This window comes from Streptomyces sp. HUAS ZL42, from assembly GCF_040782645.1.
Lineage (GTDB): Bacteria > Actinomycetota > Actinomycetes > Streptomycetales > Streptomycetaceae > Streptomyces.
This window is the reverse complement of the sequence record NZ_CP160403.1, coordinates 8,941,752-8,964,745: the sequence shown is the minus strand read 5'-3', so window position 1 is coordinate 8,964,745 and position 22,994 is coordinate 8,941,752. Positions and strand designations below refer to the sequence as shown.

The 22,994-nt window shown below is 71.8% G+C and carries 20 protein-coding genes; 9 read left to right on the top strand and 11 right to left on the bottom strand.

Going from position 1 to position 22,994, the window contains the following annotated elements:
* Positions 1–17 precede the first annotated feature (17 nt).
* The 6 genes from ABZO29_RS40950 to ABZO29_RS40925 all read left to right on the top strand — a co-directional run bounded on the left by ABZO29_RS40950 (position 18) and on the right by ABZO29_RS40925 (position 6,293).
* Positions 18–695: a CBS domain-containing protein gene (locus ABZO29_RS40950; RefSeq protein WP_367325268.1), complete on the top strand. Its 678-nt coding sequence runs from the start codon at positions 18–20 to the stop codon at positions 693–695.
* 213 nt (positions 696–908) lie between these two features.
* Complete coding sequence (locus tag ABZO29_RS40945) at positions 909–1,799, top strand: universal stress protein (RefSeq protein WP_367325267.1); 891 nt, start codon at positions 909–911, stop codon at positions 1,797–1,799.
* Between the two features lie 49 nt (positions 1,800–1,848).
* Positions 1,849–2,439 carry a 2-oxoacid:acceptor oxidoreductase family protein gene (locus ABZO29_RS40940; protein WP_367325266.1) on the top strand — a complete coding sequence of 197 codons (591 nt, stop codon included), beginning with the start codon at positions 1,849–1,851 and terminating at the stop codon, positions 2,437–2,439.
* Positions 2,423–3,664, top strand: coding sequence for a transketolase C-terminal domain-containing protein (locus ABZO29_RS40935; RefSeq protein ID WP_367325265.1), 1,242 nt, complete (start codon positions 2,423–2,425; stop codon positions 3,662–3,664). The genes ABZO29_RS40940 and ABZO29_RS40935 overlap by 17 nt, the downstream gene beginning before the upstream one ends.
* The gene (locus tag ABZO29_RS40930; protein WP_367325264.1) at positions 3,661–4,671 is read left to right on the top strand and encodes a thiamine pyrophosphate-dependent enzyme; all 1,011 of its coding nucleotides are present in this window, start codon (positions 3,661–3,663) and stop codon (positions 4,669–4,671) included. The genes ABZO29_RS40935 and ABZO29_RS40930 overlap by 4 nt, the downstream gene beginning before the upstream one ends.
* A complete protein-coding gene (locus tag ABZO29_RS40925) occupies positions 4,668–6,293 on the top strand; it encodes an NAD(P)-binding protein (protein ID WP_367325263.1) in 1,626 nt (541 codons plus the stop codon). The genes ABZO29_RS40930 and ABZO29_RS40925 overlap by 4 nt, the downstream gene beginning before the upstream one ends.
* 58 nt (positions 6,294–6,351) lie before the next feature.
* Here the strand turns inward: ABZO29_RS40925 and ABZO29_RS40920 are convergent, their stop codons facing one another.
* From ABZO29_RS40920 to ABZO29_RS40885, 8 genes are all read right to left on the bottom strand, one after another.
* The gene (locus ABZO29_RS40920) at positions 6,352–7,767 is read right to left on the bottom strand and encodes an NAD(P)(+) transhydrogenase (Re/Si-specific) subunit beta (protein WP_367325262.1); all 1,416 of its coding nucleotides are present in this window, start codon (positions 7,765–7,767) and stop codon (positions 6,352–6,354) included.
* Positions 7,768–7,772: 5 nt separating this feature from the next.
* A complete protein-coding gene (locus ABZO29_RS40915) occupies positions 7,773–8,090 on the bottom strand; it encodes an NAD(P) transhydrogenase subunit alpha (protein ID WP_367325261.1) in 318 nt (105 codons plus the stop codon).
* Positions 8,087–9,202, bottom strand: a complete 1,116-nt coding sequence (locus ABZO29_RS40910; protein ID WP_367325260.1) for an NAD(P) transhydrogenase subunit alpha — start codon at positions 9,200–9,202, stop codon at positions 8,087–8,089. The genes ABZO29_RS40915 and ABZO29_RS40910 overlap by 4 nt, the downstream gene beginning before the upstream one ends.
* Before the next feature lie 40 nt (positions 9,203–9,242).
* On the bottom strand, positions 9,243–10,256 hold the full coding sequence (locus tag ABZO29_RS40905) for a zinc-dependent alcohol dehydrogenase (RefSeq protein WP_367325259.1): 1,014 nt from the start codon (positions 10,254–10,256) through the stop codon (positions 9,243–9,245).
* A gap of 10 nt (positions 10,257–10,266) precedes the next feature.
* Positions 10,267–10,635: a DUF779 domain-containing protein gene (locus ABZO29_RS40900; RefSeq protein ID WP_367325258.1), complete on the bottom strand. Its 369-nt coding sequence runs from the start codon at positions 10,633–10,635 to the stop codon at positions 10,267–10,269.
* Between the two features lie 14 nt (positions 10,636–10,649).
* Positions 10,650–12,173 (bottom strand): aldehyde dehydrogenase family protein, encoded by a 1,524-nt coding sequence (locus tag ABZO29_RS40895; RefSeq protein WP_367326378.1) that lies wholly within the window; start codon positions 12,171–12,173, stop codon positions 10,650–10,652.
* A gap of 42 nt (positions 12,174–12,215) precedes the next feature.
* A complete protein-coding gene (locus tag ABZO29_RS40890) occupies positions 12,216–13,541 on the bottom strand; it encodes a transcriptional regulator (RefSeq protein ID WP_367325257.1) in 1,326 nt (441 codons plus the stop codon).
* 990 nt (positions 13,542–14,531) lie between these two features.
* The gene (locus ABZO29_RS40885) at positions 14,532–16,256 is read right to left on the bottom strand and encodes a GAF domain-containing protein (RefSeq protein ID WP_367325256.1); all 1,725 of its coding nucleotides are present in this window, start codon (positions 16,254–16,256) and stop codon (positions 14,532–14,534) included.
* A 407-nt stretch (positions 16,257–16,663) separates the two neighbouring features.
* On the opposite strand from ABZO29_RS40885, the gene ABZO29_RS40880 reads away from it, so the two are divergent.
* Genes ABZO29_RS40880 through ABZO29_RS40870 form a run of 3 tightly spaced genes read left to right on the top strand, consistent with a single transcriptional unit; the run spans position 16,664 to position 18,266 of the window.
* Positions 16,664–17,062: a hypothetical protein gene (locus ABZO29_RS40880; RefSeq protein ID WP_367325255.1), complete on the top strand. Its 399-nt coding sequence runs from the start codon at positions 16,664–16,666 to the stop codon at positions 17,060–17,062.
* A 20-nt stretch (positions 17,063–17,082) separates the two neighbouring features.
* Positions 17,083–17,772, top strand: a complete 690-nt coding sequence (locus ABZO29_RS40875; protein ID WP_367325254.1) for a CBS domain-containing protein — start codon at positions 17,083–17,085, stop codon at positions 17,770–17,772.
* Positions 17,773–17,813: 41 nt separating this feature from the next.
* Positions 17,814–18,266: a pyridoxamine 5'-phosphate oxidase family protein gene (locus ABZO29_RS40870; protein WP_367325253.1), complete on the top strand. Its 453-nt coding sequence runs from the start codon at positions 17,814–17,816 to the stop codon at positions 18,264–18,266.
* Positions 18,267–18,291: 25 nt separating this feature from the next.
* Here ABZO29_RS40870 and ABZO29_RS40865 read toward each other — a convergent pair whose 3' ends face one another.
* The 3 genes from ABZO29_RS40865 to ABZO29_RS40855 form a co-directional block, all read right to left on the bottom strand.
* Entirely contained in the window at positions 18,292–19,179 is an 888-nt protein-coding gene (locus ABZO29_RS40865) for a universal stress protein (protein ID WP_367325252.1), read from the bottom strand.
* Positions 19,180–19,308: 129 nt separating this feature from the next.
* On the bottom strand, positions 19,309–20,316 hold the full coding sequence (locus ABZO29_RS40860; protein ID WP_367325251.1) for a RimK family alpha-L-glutamate ligase: 1,008 nt from the start codon (positions 20,314–20,316) through the stop codon (positions 19,309–19,311).
* A gap of 193 nt (positions 20,317–20,509) precedes the next feature.
* Positions 20,510–22,894 (bottom strand): phosphoketolase, encoded by a 2,385-nt coding sequence (locus ABZO29_RS40855; protein WP_367325250.1) that lies wholly within the window; start codon positions 22,892–22,894, stop codon positions 20,510–20,512.
* Positions 22,895–22,994: the final 100 nt, after the last annotated feature.

The following is a 22,994-nucleotide window of genomic DNA, read 5'->3' as shown; positions in this document are numbered from 1 at the left end:
AGACGAGGTGGCTGGAAATGCCCGATACCCCGCACACCGTGAGCGATGTGATGACCCTTACGGTCGTGGCGGTCGGACGCGACGCGCCTTTCAAGGAGATCGTCCGGACCATGGAGCAGTGGAAAGTCAGTGCCTTGCCGGTCCTGGAAGGTGAAAGGCGCGTCATCGGTGTCGTCTCCGAAGCCGACCTGCTGCCCAAGGAGGAGTTCCGCGACACCGATCCGAGTCTCTACGAGCGGCGCCGACGGCCTTCCGACGTCGCCAAGGCCGGTGCGGTGACGGCTGAGGACCTCATGAGTACCCCGGCCATCACGGTCCACCCCGACGTGCCCTTGGCCCATGCGGCCAGGATCATGGCCGTCCGGCGTGTGAAGCGGCTGCCCGTGGTCGACGACGAGGGCATGCTCCAGGGCATCGTCAGCCGCGCCGATCTGCTGAAGGTCTTCCTGCGGTCGGACGAGGAGATCGAGGAGGAGGTCCGCCGTACCGTGGTGTCCTGTCTCTTCCCGGCCTTCAGCCACGCCATCCACGTGAAGGTGCAGGACGGAGTCGTCACCTTCCGCGGGCACATCCGCGACATCTCGCTCATCTCGGTCGCCGTGCGCCTTGCGCGGGCCGTGGAGGGCGTCGTGGACGTCGAGCCCCAACTCACCGGCGAGTCGGGGGCTCCGGCCCGGCCGGCGGGCACTCAGTGAGCCACCGGACCATGCTGTCCCAGAGGCAGACGCGTCCGGACCTCCCGCTCACTGCTCGGCCGGAATGATGTGGCGGCCCGTCAGGGGGCAAAGGGCCGTTCGGCCCCCCACCGGGGCCGCGCAGCCCCTGCTCCTCCCCGTCCGTGGCCGAGACGCTGGTGGTGGAGAGTCCGCAGCATTGTGCTCGGGCGCCGATCCGGGGAGGTGTCGGCCGTGCAACGTCCCGTTGTCGTAGGCCTGGACGGATCCCGCGAGAGCCTTGCCGCCGCCGACTGGGCGGCCAGGGAGGCCCTGCGCCGCGGCCTGCCGCTACGCCTTGTGCACGCGTTCGAGGGGCTCTCCCCCGACACGTCGGACCTGCCGGAACTCGAGGCGCCCCGCTACCGGGCGCGCCGCATTCTGCGCGGCGCCATGGACCGGCTCCACGAGCGTTACCCGCAGGTGGCCCTCAGCGCCGAGCAGATCGCGCTGCCCGCCGTCGACGCCCTCGTCTCGGCCGGCTCCGAGGCCGACCTGCTGGTACTGGGCAGCCGGGCGTTCAGTGGCTTCGGCGGCTTCATGGCGGGCTCCGTGGCACTGGCGACGGTGGCTCACGTGCCGCGGCCCGTCGTGCTCGTGCGGGCCGACCAGACACTTGAGGACGAGCATGTACCGGACGCGAAGGGAGGACCCTGCGCGCACACCCCGTACCGCGATGTCGTGCTCGGCGTGGATCCGGCGCATCCCTGCGACGAGGTGCTCGCGTTCGCCTTCGAGAGCGCCAGGCTGCGTGCTGCGCCGCTGCGGGTCGTGAACGCCTGGCAGCTGCCGTACATGCCCAAGGCGGCGGAGGCCAAGGCGCGCAGGGCGCTGCGAGGGACCACCGAGCGGGCGCTGAGCCTCGTGCTCGTGCGGTGGCGGGAGAAGTACCCCTTGGTGGACGTCCGCGAGCTGGTCGTGGAAGGACGTCCGGCGCAGCAGCTGCTGGACTTCACGCAGGACGCCGGGCTGCTGGTCGTCGGCCGCAGGATCCGTCCGGCCACGTTCGGCACGCACACCGGGCCGGTCGCCCACGCGGTGATACACCACGTCCGCTGCCCGGTCGCGATCGTGCCGCACGAGTGACGCGGTGTTCGCACCGCCCCGAAACCCCTCTCCGGAAGGAGTGTTCCGGGTGTTCCAGGTACGCATCCACGGCCGCGGCGGCCAGGGCGCCGTCACCGCCGCGGAGTTGTTGTCGGTGGCCGCGTTCGTGGAGGGCCGCCATGCACAGGCGTTCCCGAGCTTCGGATCGGAGCGGACGGGAGCGCCGGTCGTGGCCTTCTGCCGGATCGACGACCGGCCGATCCGCGTGCGCGAGCCCGTGACCGTGCCCGACGCCCTGGTGGTTCAGGACGCGACGCTCCTGCACCAGGTGAACGTCTTCGAAGGGCTGCGGCCCGACGGCTCGGTGCTGATCAACTCGCCACGTACGATCGCCGAACTCGGCCTGGCGGAACTCGCCGCCGATGTCCCGCACGGCCGAGCCCTCACCGTCCCGGCCACCGCCCCGGCCCTGCGCCGTTTCGGGCGACCGGTGCCGAACGCCGTCCTGCTCGGCGGTCTCGCCGCGCTCACCGGGTGCGTCCTGATCAGCTCGCTCACCACGGCGATCGAGGAGCGGTTCCCGGGTGAGCTCGGCGCGGCCAACGCGGCGGCGGCACGGGAGGCCTTCGATCACGTCCGTGCCCAGCGCGAGGAGCCGGCTCATGCTCAAGCAGACTGAGGGATCGCGCGCCGTCGCCGAGACCGTCGCGTACTGCCGGCCGGAGGTCGTCGCCGCCTACCCCATCTCGCCGCAGACCCATATCGTCGAGGAGGTCAGCCGTCTGGTGAAGTCAGGTGCGCTGACACCCTGCGAGTACGTCAACGTCGAGTCCGAGTTCGCCGCGATGTCGATGTGCATCGGCGCCTCGGCGGCCGGCGCGCGCACCTACACGGCGACCGCGAGCCAGGGCCTGCTGTACATGGTGGAGGCCCTCTACAACGCGTCCGGCCTGGGCCTGCCGATCGTGATGACGGTCGCCAACCGGGCCATCGGTGCGCCCATCAACATCTGGAACGACCACAGCGACAGCATGTCGCAGCGCGACTCGGGCTGGATCCAGCTGTATGCCCGCGACAACCAGGAGGCCGCCGATCTGCACCCGCAGGCGTTCCGCCTGGCCGAGGAGCTGTCGTTGCCGGTGATGGTCTGCATGGACGGCTTCGTGCTGACTCACGCGTGGGAGCGGATCGAGGTGCCGGAGCAGGCGCAGGTGGACGCGTTTCTGCCGCCGTACGAGCCCCGGCAGGTCCTGGACCCGGACGCACCGGTGTCGATCGGCGCGATGGTCGGCCCGGACGCCTTCACCGAAGTGCGCTATCTGGCGCACGCCAAGCAGATGCAGGCCCTGGCGGCGATCCCGCGGGTCGCCGCGGAGTTCCGGGAGGTATTCGGCCGGGACTCCGGCGGGCTGGTGCATCCGTACGCCTGCGAGGGCGCCGAGACGATCGTCGTCGCGCTCGGATCCGTGCTGGGCACCATCTGCGACGTCGTCGACGAGATGCGCGAGGACGGCGTGCGGATCGGAGCGCTGGGGATCACGTCCTTCCGTCCGTTCCCGCTGGACGCGGTGCGGGCCGTGCTGGGAGGTGCCCGCCGCGTCGTCGTGCTCGAGCGGGCACTCGCCGTCGGTATCGGTGGCATCGTCTCGGCGAACGTGCGTACCGCGCTCTCCGGCATCCAGCTCGACGGCCACACGGTGGTGGCCGGGCTCGGCGGCCGCGCGATCACCAAGGCGTCGCTGCACCGGATGTTCGACGACGCGATCGCCGGACGGCTGGAGCAGCTGACCTTCCTGGACCTCGACACCGCGCTGGTGGAGCGGGAGTTGGCGCGGATGGCACGGACCAGGCGGTCCGGCCCGTCCGCGGAGAACATCCTGCGTGACGTGGGGAGCAACCGATGAGCGCCGCACCGCAGGTGAGGTTCTACCAGGTGGGCAGCTTCGCCGCCGGAAACCGGCTGCTGGGGCCCGAGTTGCAGTCCGACCAGGCCGACCCGGACCGCTCCAACGCGCTCACCTCGGGCCACCGCGCCTGCCAGGGCTGCGGTGAGGCGCTCGGGGCCCGGTACGTCCTGGACGCGGCGCAGCGTGCGGCCGGCGGCAAGGTGATCGCCGTCAACGCGACGGGCTGTCTCGAGGTGTTCTCGACCCCGTATCCGGAGACCTCCTGGCAACTGCCGTGGCTGCACTCCCTCTTCGGGAACGCACCCGCCGTCGCCGCCGGAGTCGCCGCCGCGCTGCGTGCCAAGGGCCGCACCGACGTCCGCGTGGTCGGGCAGGGCGGCGACGGCGGCACCGTCGACATCGGCCTGGGATGCCTGTCGGGCATGTTCGAGCGCAACGACGACGTCCTGTACGTCTGTTACGACAACGAGGCCTACATGAACACCGGCGTGCAGCGGTCCGGGGCCACTCCCCCGACGGCGCGCACCGCCACCACGCAGGCCGTCGGTGAGGAACCCGGCGCTCCCTTCGGGCAGGGCAAGAGCCTGCCGCTGATCGCGATGGCGCACGAGATCCCGTACGTCGCCACGGCCACCGTCGCCGGTCTGCGCGACCTGGAGGCCAAGGTGCATCGGGCGATGCGGATGCGCGGCGCCCGATATCTGCACGTGCTGGTGCCCTGCCCGCTGGGCTGGGGCACGGCCTCCTGCGACACGGTGCGCATCGCGCGGCTCGCCGAACAGTGCGGCCTGTTCCCGGTGTTCGAGGCCGTGGACGGTGAGGTCACCGACGTCACCCCGATCCGGCGCCGGGTGCCGGTCGAGGAGTACCTGCGCCCGCAGAAGCGGTACGCGCACCTCTTCGAACCGGAGCCCCGCAAGGACGTCGTCGCCCGTCTGCAGCGGGCCGCCGACCGCAATATCGCCCGCTTCGGGCTGCTCGCGCACGAGGAGGTGTCGTCGTGAGGGAGAAGCCGTTCGCGATCACCCTGGACGTGGGGTCCAGCCTGGCCAACCACACCGGCGCCTGGCGCACCGAGCGTCCCGTCTACGTGGACCGGATGCCGCCGTGCAACCAGGCCTGTCCGGCAGGCGAGAACATCCAGCAGTGGCTGTACCACGCCGAGAGCGGCGACTACGAGTCCGCGTGGCGGCAGCTGATGCGGGACAACCCGCTGCCCGCCGTGATGGGCCGGGTCTGCTACCACCCGTGCGAGACCGCCTGCAACCGCGTCCAGGTCGACAACGCGGTCGGCATCAACGCCGTGGAGCGGTTCCTGGGCGACGAGGCGATCCGGCGCGGCTGGACCGTGCGCGCCCCGTCGGCGACGTCCGGAAAGCGTGTGCTGGTCGTCGGCTCCGGACCGGCCGGGCTGTCCGCCGCGTACCACCTGCGGCTGCTCGGCCACGAGGTGACGATCCGTGAGGCGCAGGAGCTGCCCGGCGGGATGATGCGGTACGGCATTCCGCACTACCGGCTGCCCCGGCACGTGCTGGACGCGGAGATCGACCGCATCCTTGCCCTGGGCGTCGTGCTGGAGACCGGCACCCGCGTGGACGACGTGCTCGCGGCGCAGCGGGACGGCGGCTTCGACGCCGTGTTCCTGGCGGTGGGCGCCGGCATCGGCAAGCGTGCGTACATCCCGGCCGGGGACACCGCCCACATCCTCGACGCGGTGGCGCTGCTCGGCAGCATGGAGGGCGAGGGCCCGCCCATGCTGGGCAGGCGGGTCGCCGTCTACGGCGGCGGCAACACCGCCATGGACGCGGCACGCACCGCCCGCAGGCTCGGCGCCACGGACGCCGTCGTCGTCTACCGCCGCACCCGGGAGCGGATGCCCGCGCACGACTTCGAGGTCGAGGAGGCCTTGGAGGAGGGCGTGCGGGTGAAGTGGCTGTCCACCATCAAGCACGCCGACGGGGGGCGGCTCACCATCGAGCGAATGCGGCTCGACGAGACCGGCTTCCCGCAGCCCACGGGCGAGTTCGAGGAGTTGCCGGCCGACACGGTGGTCCTCGCGCTGGGCCAGGAGTCCGACCTGTCCCTGCTGCAGGACGTGCCGGGCATGAACGTCGACCACGGCATGGTCCAAGTGGCCGAGGGGCTGATGACGGGGCGGCAGGGCGTCTTCGCGGGAGGCGACATGGTGCCCGCCGAGCGCACGGTCACGGTGGCCGTGGGGCACGGCAAGAAGGCGGCGCGGCACATCGACGCGTATCTGCGCGGAACGACCCACGATCCGGGACCCAAGCACGCACCCGCCGACTTCGCGCGGCTCAACACCTGGTACTACGCGGACGCGCCCGCCGCGGTGCGGCCGCGGCTCGAACTGGCCCGGCGTGTCTCCACGTTCGACGAGGTGGTACAGGGACTCGACGAGTCCACTGCGCTGTTCGAGGCGCGGCGCTGCATGTCGTGCGGCAACTGCTTCGAGTGCGACAACTGCTACGGCGTCTGCCCCGACAACGCGATCACCAAGCTGGGGCCCGGCAAGGGGTTCTCCGTCGACCTCGACTACTGCAAGGGGTGCGGGTTGTGCGCGGCCGAGTGCCCGTGCGGGGCGATCGAGATGGTGCCGGAGGACTGAACAGAGCACGCGCGTGGTGGGGCCCCGCCTTCTTCGGCGGGGCCCCACCACGTGCGCGTCAGCCGACGAACTCGCCGACGGCCGCCTTCAGTTCGCTCAGTCCCTTCTTGGCGTCGGTGAAGAACATCCCGGTCTTGGGATCGGTGTAGAGCTCGTTGTCGATGCCGGCGTAGCCGTGGCCCATCGAACGCTTGATGACCACGACGCTCTTCGCCTTGTCGACGTCCAGGATCGGCATACCGGAGATCGCGTTTCCGGGGCGGCGTGCGATCGGGTTGGTGACGTCGTTGGCGCCGATCACCAGGGCGACGTCGGCCTGCGGGAACTCCGGGTTGATCTCGTCCATCTCCTTCAGCTGCGTGTACGGCACGTTGGCCTCGGCCAGGAGCACGTTCATGTGGCCGGGCATCCGGCCCGCGACCGGGTGGACCGCGTAGCAGACGTCGATGCCGTGGTCGGTCAGCAGCTTGGCCAGGTCGCCGAGTTCGTGCTGCGCCTGGGCGGCGGCGAGGCCGTATCCCGGGACGAAGACGACCTTGCTCGCGTACGCCAGCTGGACGGCGACGTCGTCCGCGGAGACCGGCCGCACCTGGGCCGGAGCGGCCGATCCGGTTGCCGCGGGGGCGCTGTCGCCGGTGCCGAAGCCGCCGACGACGATGTTGGCGATGGACCGGTTCATGGCGTCGGCCATCAGCTTCGTCAGGATGCCGCCCGAGGAGCTGACGAGCATGCCGGCGATGATGAGCGCGGTCTCGTCGAGGACGAAGCCGGCCATCGCGACCGCCGACCCGGTGAAGGCGTTCAGCAGGGCGATGACGACCGGCATGTCGGCGCCGCCGATGGGCAGCACCATGGTCACGCCGAACAGCAGCGCGACGGCCACGAGCCCGTACAGCGCCGTACGGGAGTCCGGTGCCAGCACGAGCCAGACCGTGCCGGCGGCGAAGGACGCCGGCAGCAGCACGTTGAGCAGCCGCGCCCCCGGGAACACGACGGGCGCGCCGGACACGACGCCCTGGAGCTTGCCGGCGGCGACCAGGGATCCGGAGAAGGTGACCGCGCCGATGACGATGTCCAGCGCCCCGGGCAGGGAGACCCGTGCGCCCAGTCCCGCCGGATCCTCCGCCTGGAGCAGGTCGTTGACCGCGATGAGCGCGGCCGCGCCACCCCCGACGGCGTTGAAGAGGCTGACCAGTTGGGGCATGGCGGTCATCTGCACCTCGCGCGCCGCCCACAGGCCGAGCGCCGCGCCGACGAGGCCGCCCGAGGCGAGGACGAGCCAGCCGGTGCGGCTGATCACGCCCTCGTCGGCGACGAGCCACACGGTGGCGGCGATCGCGCCGGTCATGGCGGCGGCGGAGAGGGTGTTGCCGCGGCGGGCCGTGCGCGGGTGGTTCATCAGATGCAGGCCCAGTACGAAGCAGGCGGCCGCTGCCAGGAAGATGTAGTGGACGGTGTTGGACACGGTGTCCATGGCGGTCACACCTCGGCCTTCTGCTTCTTCTCGGCGGCCGGCCTGGCCTTGAACATCTCCAGCATCCGGTCGGTGACGACGTATCCGCCGACGACGTTCATCGCCCCGAACACCATGGCCGTGAAGGCCAGGACGTAGCCGAGCCAGGTGTGCGACTCGGCAGCGATCAGCATGGCGCCGATGACGACGATGCCGTGCACCGAGTTCGAGCCGGACATCAGCGGGGTGTGCAGGGTCGCCGGGACCTTGCTGATGACCTCGACGCCGACCAGCACGCTCAGCACGAAGACGGTGATCGCGGTGAGGAGATCGACGTTGTTCATGATGCGCCTCCTCCCGTGAGGGCGGCCGTGATCTCGTCGGCCGGGTCGAGGACGAGTTCGCCGTCGCGCACCAGGTGGCGCAGCAGGGCGACGAGGTTGCGGGCGTAGGCGGTGGACGCCGCGGTCGCCATGGCGGACGGCAGGCGTCCGGCTCCGATCAGGGTGACGCCGTTGTCCAGGACGGTGGTCTTGTCGGGCTCGGATCCCTCGACGTTGCCGCCGAGTTCGCTCGCGGCGAGGTCGACGACGACCGAGCCGGGCCTCATCCGCTCCAGCACGGCCGCGGTCACCAGCAGCGGCGGCCTGCGTCCCGGCACCTGGGCCGTGGTGATCACGACGTCGGAGCCGGCGGTGTGCGTGTCGAGCGCGGCCCGCTGGGCCTGCTGCTCCTCTCCGGTCAACTCCCTGGCGTAGCCGCCCCGTTCGGTGCCCGGTTCCTCGTCCGGCGGGCTCTGGACATCGAGGAACCGGGCGCCCAGCGACTCCACCTCCCCTCGTGACTCGGGGCGTACGTCGTACGCCGTGACGACGGCGCCGAGGCGGCGGGCGGTGGCGATCGCCTGCAACCCGGCCACTCCGGCGCCGAGGACGAGGACCTGCGCCGGGCGCATGGTGCCCGCCGCGGTGGTCAGCATCGGGAAGAAGCGGTCGTAGGACTCCGCGGCCAGCAGAGCCGCCTTGTAACCGGCGACGTTGGCCTGGGAGGTCAGCGCGTCCATGGACTGGGCGCGGCTGAGAGTGCGGGGCAGCAGATCGAGGCTCACCATGTGCACCCCCCGCCGGTACAGGTCCTGTGCCAGGGCGGGGTGGCGGAGCGGTTCGAGCAGGCCGATCAGGCTCTGCCCGGAGCGCAGCGCGGTCGCGGTCTCCTCGTCGGGCGGCCCGACGCAGAGTACGGCGTCGGCCCGTGCGTACAGTTCGTCCGGGGACACGACACTCGCCCCGGCGGCGGTGTAGTCGGCGTCGGTGAACCAGGCGCCGGAGCCCGCGCCGGTCTCGACCAGGACCTCGATCCCGGCCCGGCGCAGGAGGGTGACGGCCTCGGGGACGAGGGCGACCCGGCGTTCGCCGGGCGCCCGCTCCCGTACCGCGGCTACGGTGACGGTTGCCATGATCTGCTGCCTCTCCCTGTGGCCCGATGTGGAGCGGGCCTCAGAACTCGAACACGAGCCGTGCCTCGGCCCGTCCGCCGAGGACCTCGTCGAAGGAGTCGTTGACCTGGTCCAGGCGCCGGGGTTCGGCGATGACCTGGGTGCGTCCGGCCGCGTGCAGCGCGAACACCTCGGCCAGGTCCTGGCGGGTGCCGACGATGGAGCCGATGACGGAGATCCCGAAGACCACGGTCTCGAAGATCGGCACCTTGATGGCCGCGTTGTCGGCGGGCATGGCGACCATGACCAGGCGTCCGCCCCGGTTCAGGCACTGGAAGGCCTGTTCGAACGCCCGGGGCGCGGCGGCCAGCACGACGGCCACGTCCGCGCCGCCGGCCTTCTTGATCTCCTCGACCGGGTCGTGGGTACGGGCGTTGACGATCTGGTCCGCGCCGAGCCGGTGGGCCAGGCCCAGCTTGTCCGGTTCGAGGTCGACGGCGGTGACCAGGCCGCCGACCAGACGCGCGTACTGCAGCGCCAGGTGGCCCAGACCGCCGACACCGAAGACGGCGACCCGTTCGGCCGGGACCACGCGCGCGACCTTGATCGCCTTGTACGTGGTGACGCCCGCGCAGGTCAGCGGCGCCGCGTCGAAGGACGACACGCCGACGGGGACCGGAACGACCGCGCCCGCGTTCGCGACGGTGTACTCGGCGTAGCAACCGTCCACAGAGTAACCGGAGTTGACCTGGGTCTCGCACAGGGTCTCCCAGCCGGAGACGCAGTAGCGGCAGGTGCCGCAGGACGAGCCGAGCCACGGGATGGCGACCCGCTTGCCGAGCAGGTCCTGGGAGACGCCGGCGCCGACGGCCTGCACGGCGCCGATGCCCTCGTGGCCGGGGATGAACGGCGGGTTCGGCTTGACCGGCCAGTCGCCGTGGGCGGCGTGGATGTCGGTGTGGCAGAGCCCGGAGGCCTCCATCCGGACGAGCACCTGGCCGGGGCCGGGCTCGGGGACGGGGAGGTCCTGGATCTCCAGGGGCTTGCCGAAGTCGGTGACGACTGCTGCCTTCATGATCTGCTCCTCAACAGGCGTTGCGCCGGGGTTCCTTGACGCGGGTCACGAAATGCAGCCCGTCCCCGGCTGCGAGGGAGAAACCGCCCGGTGTGCCCGGCTCGACGTCCAGGACGAGCAACGGGCGGCCGAGGGCCTCGTACTGGTCGGCGTTCATGTGGAAGGTGCAGCCGTCCACGACGCCGACCAGCATGTCGCCCTCCCCCAGGGCGAATTCGCCGCCCGGGAAGCACATCGGGTCACTGCCGTCGCAGCAGCCGCCGGACTGGACGAACATCACCGGTCCGCCGTGGGCGGCGCGCAGGGCCGCGATCGCCTTGCGCGCCGCACGGGTGGCGGTGACGCGCCCGACGGTGCCGTTGTGGACCTTCGCGGGCATGTCGCTGCCTCCTCCTAGAACAGCCCGAGCGGCTTGGTGCCGTAGCTGACCAGGAGGTTCTTCGTCTGGCTGTAGTGCTCGAGCATCATCTTGTGCGTCTCGCGGCCGATGCCGGAGACCTTGTAGCCACCGAACGCGGCACCCGCGGGGTACTGGTGGTAGCAGTTCGTCCAGACCCGGCCGGCCTTGATGGCGCGGCCCATGCGGTAGGCGAGGGCGCCGTTGCGGCTCCACACGCCGGCGCCGAGGCCGTACAGCGTGTCGTTGGCGATCTCGAGAGCCTCGGCCTCGTCCTTGAACGTGGTGACCGCGAGGACGGGTCCGAAGATCTCCTCCTGGAAGACCCGCATCTTGTTGTGGCCCTTGAGGACGGTCGGCTCGTAGAAGAAGCCGTCCGCGAACTCTCCGTCGAGCGTGGGCCGGTGGCCGCCGACCAGCAGTTCGGCGCCCTCCTTGACGCCTATGTCGACGTACGAGGCGATCTTCTCGACCTGCTGCCTGGACACCTGGGGACCGATCATGGTCGCGGTGTCGAGCGGGTCGCCCTGCTTGATGGCGCGGATCCGCTCCAGGCAGCGGCCCATGAACTCCTCGTAGATGTCCTCCTGGATCAGGGCGCGCGAGGGGCAGGTGCAGACCTCGCCCTTGTTGAACGCGTACAGGACGAGTCCCTCGACCGCCTTGTTCAGGAAGTCGTCGTCGGCGGCGGCCACGTCGTTGAAGAAGATGTTCGGCGACTTGCCGCCCAGCTCCAGCGTGACGGGGATGATGTTCTGGGACGCGTACTGCATGATCAGACGGCCGGTGGTGGTCTCGCCGGTGAAAGCGACCTTGGCGATGCGCTTGTTGGTGGCGAGCGCCTTGCCGATCTCGGCGCCGGGGCCGTTGACGACGTTGAGGACGCCCGGCGGCACGATGTCGCCGACGACCTCCATCAGCTTCAGGATCGACCACGGGGTCGGCGAGGCGGGCTTGATCACCGTGGCGTTGCCCGCGGCCAGCGCGGGGGCGAGCTTCCACGCGGCCATCAGCAGCGGGAAGTTGAACGGGATGATCTGTCCGACCACGCCCAGCGGCTCGTGGAAGTGGTAGGCGATGGTCTCCTTGTCGATCTCGGTGATCTGGCTCTCCTCGGCGCGGATCGCGGCCGCGAAGTAGCGGAAGTGGTCGGCGGCGAGCGGGATGTCCGCGGCCAGGGTCTCGCGGACCGGCTTGCCGTTCTCCCAGCTCTCGGCGACGGCGAGTTCCTCGCGGTGGGCGTCGATGGCATCGGCCATCTTGTTCAGGACCGCGGCCCGCTGGGCCGTGGTGGCCTCGCCCCACGCCTCCTTGGCGGCGTGGGCGGCGTCGAGGGCGAGTTCGATGTCCTCGGCTCCGGACTTCGGGATCTCGCAGATGGGCTTGGCGGTTGCGGGGCACAGGTTGGGCGTGTACTGGCCCGTGGTGGGTGCCTCCCACTTGCCGCCGATGAAGTTCTCGTACCGGGGCGCGACGTCCACGGGGCTGCCCGGCTTGCCCGGAGGCTCGTACTTCATGATCGTCCCCTTTCCGGTCACGACGACCGTGGTGATGTTCAGAAGCTAGGAGTGGGAACGCTGCAACACCGCTGCATGCCGCCGGAGCCGGGGAATCGGAGCGGTGTCGAGGTCCAGGGCGCGGGCCCGGGCGGCGGCGGCAGCACGTTGCGGCGAGCCGCCGGGGAGGGTGCGGGCCAGCGCCGCCCACGCGGAGAGGTCGTCGGCACCCCAGGTCGCTTCGACCCAGCGGCGCAGCAGCCCGGCGTCACCGCTGGCGAGGACGGCCCCGCGCAACTGCTGTTCCAGGGAGCGACGGTGCTCCATGACGACCGGCGCCTCGGAGCGCGGCAGCAGCGGGCCGGGGTAGCGGGCGAGGGCCTCACCGACCCGGCCTTCGGCCAGCAGGAGGGACACGTCGTCGAAGTCGGTCCGCACGGGGCGCAGCAGCGCGTACGGACGGGAGCCGAGCAGGTCGGGTCCCAGCACGGCGCGCAGCCGAGTCATCTCGGCGCGCAGCGTCGAGGCGGGCACCTCACGTTCCCACAGGTCGACCGCGAGCCGGTCGCCGGTCACGCCCCGGCCCTCCAGGGCGAGCGCCAGCACGATCTCGCTGTGCCGCGGGCTGAGGTGGTGAACTCGGCCGGCGCATTCCAGCAGGGCGCCGTCCCGGCCCAGTGCCCACAGACGAGCTTCGGCCGGGGGCTCCTCCCCGCTGTGGCGCCCGTACCCGTCGGGGCCGAGGAGAGGCAAGGACGGCATACGGGCGAGCAGCGCCTCGGCGGCCAGGGCAGCGGCACGCACCGCGGCCAGGGCGGGAGGCGTGGCGATGGTGGCACCGCCGGACAGGTCGACCACGCCGAGCACGCGCCGGGTCGCGGGATCGCGCACCGGAGCGGCGGCGCAGGACCACCCGTGAACGGCGGCACTGTAGTGCTCGCCCGTCACGATCTGCACGGCACGACCCAACTGCAGTGCGGTGCCGGGGGCGTTGGTGCCGGCCTGTCGCTCGGACCACACGGCTCCGGCGGTGAAGTGCATCCGTTCGGCCCGTCTCAGCGCCTCGGTGTCCCCCTCGACCCACAGCAGGGTGCCGTCCACGTCGCCGACGGCGAACAGGTGTCCGTCGTCGGCGGCGCCGGCACCGAGCAGTTCGCGGAACAGCGGCAGCACGGCGGCGAGTGGATGGGCGCGCCGATGGTCGTCCAGCGCTTCAGGGGTCCCGTGCAACGGCGCGAGCAGGCTGCCGTCCGGGCGCACGCCGCACGTCTTGCAGCGCCGCCACGAGTCGGCCACAAGACTCCGTACGGCCGGGGGCGGTCCGGGCGAGGTGACGAACCGTTCGTGGGCGGCGCGCCGCGCGGAGTCCGCGACGAGGGTCGAAGCGTCCATGGCACCTCCCACGTGCCGTTCTGCCGGGTCGGCCACACCAGCCTCACCTGCGCGCCGGTGCGGGCGCAGAGGCCGAAGGGCCCCCGTGCAAGGGTCTGTTGGGTCCCCACCGAGGCATGGCCGCCCGCCCCGCCCACCTTTCAGCGTCGTCCGGCGGAGGGGGCCGGGCGATGGGCCGCCCGGACGTAAGAGCCGGCCACTCGGCCCCCTTTGGGGACGAGGCCGGTCGCGTATGTGGAGTCCCTGTCCGCCGCATGCACAGTCGCGGGCGGGTCATGCGCACGTGGATGATCGCGAGCGCTCGGAACAAGCCGACGGCCGGGCGCAGGGCGCGACCCACAGCTGCAGGACATCGTCCGGACCGGCGGCCACAACGGCCGCCGCCGACCCGCGGTCCCTTCCGGTGACGGACCGTCTCCCGGGCCTCGCGACAGCGTTCGCCGACCGCACGCATCCGCAGGCTGCCATGGCGAACCGGACCCGCGCCGACCGCGGCCCGGGGCAGGGCGCGACCCACAGCTGCAGGACATCGTCCGGACCGGCGGCCACAACGGCCGCCGCCGACCCGCGGTCCCTTCCGGTGACGGACCGTCTCCCGGGCCTCGCGACAGGGTTCGCCGACCGCACGGATCCGCAGGCTGCCGTGGCGAACCAGGCCCGCGCCGACCGCGGCCCGGGGCAGAGCGCGACCCACAGCTGCAGGACATCGTCCGGACCGGCGGCCACAACGGCCGCCGCCGACCCGCGGTCCCTTCCGGTGACGGACCGTCTCCCGGGCCTCACGACAGCGTTCGACAGCCGCACGGATCCGCAGGCTGCCGTGGCGAACCGGACCCGCGCCGGCCGCGGCCCGGGGACAGCCACCAAAGGTCGGCCGACGAAGAGGGGTGCGGCGACGGTCCCGCTCGTGGCGCTGCCGGTCAGGCAGGCCAAAGCTTCGGTCCGGGGCCCAGGACGGTCGGGATCAGAAGGGGTGTTCCTGCTCGCTCCCTACCGCTCCCCCACCGGCACCCGCCACACCAACGTGGTACCCCCGCCCTCCGGACAGTTCAACTCCAGCTCTCCACCCAGCTGTTCGGCCCGCTCTGTCATGTTGCGCAGGCCGCTGCGGCGGCCCTTTGCCGGGATGCCCACGCCGTTGTCGGCGATCGTCAGCCGCACTTCGCGTCCGTCGGTCCCCAGGACCACGTCGGCGCGGTCGGCGCGGGCGTGCCGGGCGATGTTGGTCAGGGCCTCGGAGAGCACCGCCACCACGTGGTCGGCGGTCTCCCGTGGGACGTCGGTGTCGACCAGGCCCTCCATGCGGACGCTGGGGGCGAAGCCCAGCACCGGCGCCGCCTCTCCGACCACCCGTACGACGCGTGCCCGAAGTCCCGATCCGCTGCCGCCCTCCCGGGATCGGAGACCGAAGATCGTCGACCTGATGATCTTGATGGTTTCGTCGAGGTCGTCCACCGCCCGCACGACGCGTTCGGAAGCCTCCGTGTGCTCGATGAAGCGCCCCGCGCTCTGCAGAGTCATGCCCGTGGCGAACAGCCGCTGGATCGCCAGGTCGTGCAGATCACGGGCGATGCGGTCGCGGTCCTTGAGCACCGCGATCTCCTCGGCGTCCCTGCGGTGTTCGGCCAGTTCCATGGCGATCGCGGCCTGCGCGGCGAAGCCCTGCAGCGGTTCGATCTCCTTCTCGGTGAACGGCGTCCGGCCGCTCTCGCGAACCAGCAGGACGACGCCTCGCACCCCGTCGGCACCCGATCCGATGGGGACGGCCACGGCCGGCCCGAGTCCGGTGAACCGTGGGGGTCCGGACGACACACGCTCGTCGTGGGACACGTCCGGGCTCGTGAGGGGGGCGGCGGTGGAGAAGGCCTGCCCGATCAGGCTGCCGTCGATCGGCAGCACCATTCCCCGGAGTGTCTCGGCCTCCGATCCGACCGCGAGTTCCACAGCGAGCGAGTCGACGTCCTCCATGGGCATCGCCACCACCGCGAGGGCCGCACCGGAGATCTCCCGGGCCTGCTCCGCGATCATGCCTAGGACCTCGGCCTGCTCGGCTCCGGACATCAGGCTGTGGGTGATCTCCGCGTTCGCCCGCAGCCAGCGCTCGCGCAGCCGGGACTCCTCGTAAAGGCGGGCGTTGTCGATGGCGACGCCGGCCGCCACGGCCAGCGTCGACAACACCGACTCGTCGTCCTCGTCGAACTGGACCCCGCCCCGCTTCTCCGTCAGGTACAGGTTGCCGAAAACCTGCTCCCGCACCCGGATCGGGACACCGAGGAAGGTGTTCATCGGCGGATGGTGGGGCGGGAAGCCGTACGAGGCGGGGTGCTGGGAGATCTTCCCGAGCCGCAGCGGCTCCGGATGGCTGATGAGCTCCCCCAGGATGCCGTGCCCCTCCGGGTAGGGGCCGATCCTGGCGATCTGCTCGTCGGTGACGCCCACGGTGTGGAACGCAGACAGCCGTTTGCCGTCGGGCCCGATCACACCGAGCGCGGCGTACTCGGCGTCGACGAGCACCGCCGCGGCCTCCACGATGCTCCGAAGCGCCTGCTCCAGGTCGAGCTCGCGCCCGACCGAGAGCACCGCCTCCAGCAGACTGTGCACCCGGTCACGCGTGCCGCGCGCCGCGTCCAGCCGGGCCTGCAGCTCCTCCAGCAACTCGTCCAGCCTCAGCTGCGGCAGCCGCACGCGAGCCTCCCCGGCCTCGGAGCTTTCCACCTGTTCCTCCAGCTCTCCCCATGGCGACAGCCGACCGTAGCGGTCATGTGCCACCGTAACGGTCCGGGGCAGGGGAGGATAAGGGATCAGCACGTCGGCTGTTGCCAGGTGAGAGGTCGTGCCGCTCAGCCGGGCGGCTGCCGCGCGGCAGCCGCGCGGCGACGTTGCTCGGTGCGGCCGAGCAGCCGGTCGGTGCACCCCCACTCTGTCGTACCAGCGCATTCGCGGGCCGAAGGCCCAGGGCCCGCCCGTCGGCTCCGACTCGCAGCTCTTCACCACAGCACCGGCCCCGGCGGCGCGTGACGGGGGACCCGCGGCCCGGGTCCAGGGGCCGGGCGGCCCCTGGGCGGGCCACGGCCCGCACGCCACTCTGAATGCGCCGACGAACGATCCAAGGAGTGGAGCACATGACACCCAGGAACACCGGGGCGCACGACGGCACGACGGCCCTCGTGCGGGTACGCGCGGAGGGCGACGTGGACGAGGAGGAACTCGCCTACGTCCGGGCCAAGGTGAACGCGGCCCTCGACCGGCCGGGCCTCCCGGCCGTCGGCGGCGAGGTGCGGATCTCCCGGGCGGCGGCGCATCGCGCCGAACGGCCGTGGTCCGCGGGCGGCGAGATCAGGGTGGGCAGCGATCTGGTGCTCGTACACGCCCGCGAGGCGAGCGCACACGAGCTCGCCGACCGGCTGCAGGACCGGCTTCGCAACCAGATTGAACGCGTCCTGCACCGTGGAGAGGCGGCCCGCAGGTCGGCCACGCCACCCCCGTGGCGCGGCGGTCCTGAGAACGATCGTCCGCGCTGAACGTGAAGGAGGAGGACGCCGTGTACTCCCGCACCGTGGGCGAGGTGATGACCCGCGAGGTCGTCCACGCCCGGCGCACGACGCCGTTCAAGAACCTCGTCCGGCTGCTGGACCGGCACCGGATCAGCGGACTGCCGGTGGTCGACCACGACGACAAGGTCGTCGGGGTGGTCTCCGGAACCGATCTCGTGCGCGCGCAGGCGAGGCGGGAGGGCGGGCAGCAGGGCCGCGGTGCCACGGCCGGCGATCTGATGTCGACGCCCGCGATCACCGTGCACCCGGAACAGCCCGTGGCGGACGCCGCCCGGGTCATGGAGCGGCACGGCGTCGAGCGGCTGCCCGTGGTGGACGAGGAGGACCGCCTCATCGGCATCGCCACACGCCGCGACCTGCTGCGGGTCTTCCTCCGCACCGACGGGGCCATCCGGGCGGAGGTGATCGCCGAGGTTCTGGTGCGCGCCCTCGCCCTGCCGCCCGGTGCCGTCGAGGTCCGTGTCCGGGACGGCATGGTCACGCTGACGGGGCGGGTGGAGAGCCTCGGCGACATCGCCACGGCGGTGTGGTCGACATGGCAGGTCGAAGGGGTGGTCGGCGTGGTCAACGGGCTCACCGTCCGCGTGGGCGACGCCGGGGCGGAGGGACAGCCGGCTGTGGACCAGGGGCCGAACGGCCCTAGCGGGACCGATCCCGCCACAGTTCGAATGATCTGATCGCAGACCGCAGCCGCCAAGACCAGGTACGGAAACCCGCCATGGCCCTCGACAAAGCCCAGCCGTTGCAAGCCGGACCACGCCGGAGCATCGAACTCGACAGCCTGGAGGCATTGCGGCTGCTGGGCAGCGTCTCCTTCGGGAGGATCGTCTTCACCCGGCACGCGCTGCCGACCATCCGCCCGGTCAACCATGTCCTGGACAACGGCGACATCGTCATCCGCACCCACGAGGGCGCGGCCCTGACCGCACGCACCCGCGGCACCGGCGACCAGGGCGTCGTCGTCGCGTACGAGGCCGACGCCATCGATCCGGACACCCACCTCGGCTGGAGCGTGGTGGTCACCGGCTACGCCCGTCTGGTCACGGACAAGGACGAGCTGGCCCGCTACCAGACCCTGCTGCGGCCCTGGATGGACCGGACCATGGACTACGCGGTCCGCATCCGTCCCGACCTGGTCACGGGCATCCGGCTGGCCGCCGCCGGCACCTGATCGGAGGGGCCGGCGGCGGGGCCGGTCAGTCGTGCGGCACCACCGCGACGGGTGCCGCGGCGCCGTGGAGCACCTGATGGGCTACCGGGCCGACGTGGGGGCCGACGGGCACGGCGCGGTTCGTACGGCCGACGACGACGAGTGAGGCGTCGTGGGAGGCGTCCACGAGGTGCGAGCCGGCCGTTCCGATCACTGCCTCCTCGATCACCTCGACGCCGGGAAACTTGTCCCGCCACGGGCGCAGCGCGCCGGCCATCGCCTCCTCCTCCCGCACCGCAGGTCGGTCCGGGTTGCCGGCCTTCCCGCCCGGTTGCAGGCCGTACACGATCCGCAGGGCCGCCGAGCGGCGCGCGGCGGCCGCGAAGGCGAACTCGAGGACGGCGTCGGCGGGCCGTTCGTCCAGTGCGAGGCCGAGGACGACGTCGCGGTACGGGGTCGCCCCGGAAGTGGTCCCGAGCGCGTCCGGCCGGTGTTCGTCCGCCTCCCCGGCGTCGGCACGGACGAGAACCACCGGCCGCCCCGCCCGCGCCACCACGGCGGACGCCACGGAGCCGAGCAGGTATCCCGCTGCCCGGCCCAGGCCGCGGGATCCCAGCACCAGTACCTCCGCCTCCTGCGCGGCTTCCGTCAGGGCGGCCGCGGCATGCCCGGGGAGCCGCTCCGAGGTGACGCGCAGGCCGGGATGGCGATGGGCGAGGGAGGCCGCCATGTCTCGGAGCAGGTGTGCCGCCCGGTCCGCGCCGGGCGGCGGTACGGCCTCGCCGGCGAACGGCACGTAGTCGTGCGGGGGTAGGTCGCCGGCGTGCACGAGACGCAGCGGGACCTCCAGCAGGGCGGCCTCGCGGGCGGCCCACTCGGCGGCGGCCGTGCTCTCGGGCGAACCGTCCAGGCCGACGGTGACATTGCGCGACATGAAGAGCCTCCTCGGGGGATGTGGGCCCCACTCTGGCGTCCCGGCCGGGCGCGGCAGGAGGGCCGACCGGTCCTCATGTGCCGACGATCGGCCCCGCATCACCTTCCGTACCGGGCGTGGGCTCCGTCGTCACCGGGAAGAGATCTCGCTCCCGCGCCCAAGGGCCGCCCGTGCCGGTGGCAGGGCCGTGCGGTTGCCGTGACGAACCGCGGCCAGGGCGTCCAGGTGTGCCTGGATGTACGGGACGGCCACGGTCTCGAGTTCGCCTTCGACGAAGGCGGGCTGGACGTTGACCTCGAACACGACGCCGCCGTTCTCGATGGCGAGATCGACGCCGGCCCAGGGCAGTCCGACGGAGGCGGTGGCGGCCACGGCGAGCTCGGCGAGGCGCACCGGCAGGTCCTCGGGGGCGATGTGGAAGGGGGTGGCACCCCGGCAGGTGTTGCACGGGATGTCGGTCGCGGGCTGCACGTGTTCGCGGGCGTGCACGACACGGCCGCCCAGGACGAAGACCCGGAACTGGTGGCGGTGGCCCTCCGGGGTCATGTTCCCCGCGTCGCGGGAGAGCAGCCAGTCGGTTCCCCGCTGCGCGTAGAACACGGCAGCGTCCGCGAGTTGGGCTTCGCCGGTGACGTGGAAGGTCTCGTCGCCTCCCGTACCGATGACGGGCCGGGCCCAGGTGTCCCGTCCGAGCCGGTCGAAGGCGGCGGCAGCCTCGCGCGGGCTCGGCCGGGACAGGACGGCGGTCTCCATCTGGGCGACGCCGTCGCGGGCGAGGCGTTCGACGGTGAGGTTCTTCTCCGTCGCCGTACGCCAGGCCTCCGGTCCGGTGCCGAGGGTCACCACCTCGTGGCGTTCCAGGAGGCGCTGGAGGGCGGCGAGTTCGTGTCGACGGTGCGGCGGGATCTCGTAGAGCACGACTACGTCGGGCACCAAGTCCAGTCCTTCTTCCGGGACTTGCAGCCGTAAGCGGCCTCCGTCGCGGACACCGCGTCCGGTGCCCCCGGCCCCGAAGCACCGGGAGTCGATCCGCACCGGCGGCGCGCCGGTGAGCAGTTCCACGGCCTGCGCCAGGTACTCGCGGCAGCCTTCGGGCGACGTGGGGTCGGCGATCAGGGCGATGCAGGGTCGGGACACAGCGGCCTCCCAGGGCTCTGGACGCGGGCTCGTACCGCGACACCCGGTTGCGCGGCCCGAGCGGTTTCCCGGGATGGTGCCCGTCGCGTGAGCGGTCTGCCAGGGCGCACGAACGCGGGCCTCCTGCTCCTTCCCCTGCGCCGTGAGCCCCCGTCCGTGCGCCCTGGCCCGGCTCACCGTGCGGACGTACCCGTCATCCGTCCCACGCCCAGTCGGCGACCTCCGGCATGTCGATGCCGTGGACGCGGATCCAGTCGTGATGGCGCTGCCGGGCGTCCTCCATCCGCTGTCGTACGGCCGCCGCGCGCACCGCGAGACCCGGGACGCGGTCCACGACGTCCATGACCAGGCGGTAGCGGTCGAGGTCGTTGCGGACGACCATGTCGAACGGCGTGGTCGTGGTCCCGATCTCCTTGTAGCCGCGCACATGCAGGTTCTTGTGGCCGGTGCGGCGGTAGGCCAGGCGGTGGATCAGCCACGGGTAGCCGTGGTAGGCGAAGATCACGGGCCGGTCGGCTGTGAACAGGCCGTCGAACTCGAAGTCGCTCATGCCGTGCGGGTGTTCCTCGCGCGGCATCAGCCGGGCGATGTCGACGACGTTCACCACGCGCACCGACAGTTCGGGCAGATGCCGGCGCAGCAGTTGTGCGGCGGCCAGTATCTCCTGGGTGGGGACGTCGCCCGCGCAGGCGAGCACCACATCGGGTTCGCGCGTGCCGTCCTCGCTGCCGGCCCACTCCCAGATGCCGGCGCCGCGTGCGCAGTGGACGCGTGCCTGGTCCATCGTCAGCCAGTCGAAGCAGGGCTGTTTTCCGGCCACGATCACGTTGACGTAGTCGCGGCTGCGCAGGGCGTGGTCCGCCACCGACAGCAGGGTGTTGGCGTCCGGTGGCAGGTAGACCCGTACGGCTTCGGGGCTCTTGTTGAGGATGTGGTCGACGAAGCCGGGGTCCTGGTGGGAGAAGCCGTTGTGGTCCTGACGCCACACGTGCGAGGTCAGCAGGTAGTTGAGGGAGGCGATGGGCGCGCGCCAGGGCAGGTTCCGGGTGACGCGCAGCCATTTGATGTGCTGGTTCACCATCGAGTCGACGATGTGCACGAAGGCCTCGTAGCACGAGAACAGCCCGTGCCGACCGGTGAGCAGATAGCCCTCCAGCCAGCCCTGGCAGGTGTGTTCGGACAGGATCTCCATCACCCGGCCGTGCCGGTCGAGGTGCTCGTCCACCTGGAGGGTCTGTGCCTGCCAGGCCTTGCCGCTGGCGTCGAAGACGGCCTGCAGGCGGTTGGACGCGGTCTCGTCCGGTCCGACGAGGCGGAAGTCACGCCGCTCGGCGGTGGCTGCCATGACGTGCCGGAGCAACTCGCCGAGGACGCGGGTGGGTTCGTGCAGGGTCATACCGGGTTTGTCCACGGGAACGGCGTACGACTCGAGCGGCGGCAGGGGCAGTTCGCGCCTCAGGAGTCCGCCGTTGGCGTGCGGGGTGGCGCCGAGCCTGCGGGGTCCGTCGGGGACGCAGGCCAGGACGTCGGGGCGCGGGGCGCCGTACTCGTCGAACAGCTCCTCCGGGCGGTACGAGCGCAGCCAGGCCTCCAGTTGCCGCAGGTGGTCGGGGTTGTCCCGGACGGCGGCCAGCGGGACCTGGTGGGAACGCCAGGTGCCCTCCACGGGCAGGCCGTCGACCTCGGCCGGGCCGGTCCAGCCCTTGGGGGTGCGCAGCACGATCATGGGCCAGCGGGGGCGCTCGGTCGCGCCGTCCTCGCGTGCGGCCCGCTGGAAGGCGGCGATGCGGTCCAGTGCGGTGTCCATGGCCTGCGCCATCGCATGGTGTACGACGGCCGGGTCGTCACCGGTGACATGGATCGGGTCGTGGCCGTATCCCCGCAGCAGGGCGTCGAGTTCGGACTCGGGGAGCCGGGACAGGACCGTCGGGTTGGCGATCTTGTAGCCGTTGAGATGCAGGACGGGCAGGACGGCGCCGTCGTGGACGGGGTCGAGGAACTTGTTGGAGTGCCAGGAGGCGGCCAGCGGGCCGGTCTCCGCCTCGCCGTCGCCGACGACGCAGGTCACCACCAGACCGGGGTTGTCCAGGGCGGCGCCGTAGGCGTGGGAGAGGGCGTAGCCCAGTTCGCCGCCCTCGTGGATGGAGCCGGGTGTCTCGGGCGCCACGTGGCTGGGGACGCCGCCGGGGAACGAGAACTGCTTGAACAGCCGTTCCATCCCGGCCGCGTCCCGCGTGATGTCGGGGTACGTCTCGGTGTACGAGCCCTCCAGCCAGGAGCCCGCCACCACCGCGGGACCGCCGTGCCCGGGGCCCCAGATGCACAGGGAGTCGAGGTCGCGGGCCTTGATGACGCGGTTGAGGTGGGTGTACACGAGGTTGAGCCCGGGCGAGGTCCCCCAGTGGCCGAGCAGCCGCGGTTTGACGTGCTCGGGGCGCAGCGGCTCGGTCAGCAGGGGGTTGGCCATGAGGTAGATCTGGCCGACGGACAGGTAGTTCGCGGCGCGCCAGTGGGCGTCCAGCGTCCTCAGCTCGTCGTCGGTGAGCGGGGCGGACGCCTGCTGCGTGTCGACGGACATCACGGGTTCCCTTCCGGATCGGGGGTTCGTCGGAGGTGCGTTCCGGTCCGTACCTCCCCACCCTCCCCCTTCCGCCGGGTACCCGACAGGGCCGACCGGC